General features: G+C 46.6%; 1 pseudogene. It reads left to right on the forward strand.

Annotated elements, in window-relative coordinates:
- Nucleotides 1–506 (forward strand): annotated as a pseudogene (locus tag BVC88_RS21000) (SprB repeat-containing protein); the annotation flags it as partial.

A 506-nucleotide genomic window follows, 5' to 3' on the forward strand; every position in this document is an offset into this window, starting at 1 on the left:
ACCTATACGATTACGGAGCCAAGTGAATTTTTAGTCTCGAATGTCATCGCTGTGGAGACCACCTGTGGTATTCTGGATAACGGTTCCATTGAATTGACACTTTCGGGGGGAACAGCTCCTTATACCTTTACGAGTATCTCAAGAGGTGGAAACCTTTTGACAGGCATCGGTCCTGGTATTTCTGGAACTACTTATACCTTCACTGGCCTGGAAGCTGGGGATTATGAGTTGGTGTTTACAGATGCAAACGGATGTCCTGTCGTTGAATTGGAGACCGTGGGGACGATTCCTCTTCCTGATATATTATTAAGTGCAAATCCTGCTTATTGCGAGGACGAGCTAATCCTCATTTCTTCATCGATAGCAGAGATAGGTACCTTGGTAGCTCCGGTTTCTTACACATGGGTTTCTGGTGGAGTTGCCCTGAGTGGATCTAGCGGAAATTTTGCTGGAGGTACCTATACCGTCACACCTGGAATTGGGATTGAGCCTCCGACGCTGACTTT

The sequence above is a fragment of the Algoriphagus marinus genome (assembly GCF_001936475.1).
Classification (GTDB): Bacteria; Bacteroidota; Bacteroidia; order Cytophagales; family Cyclobacteriaceae; genus Algoriphagus; species Algoriphagus marinus.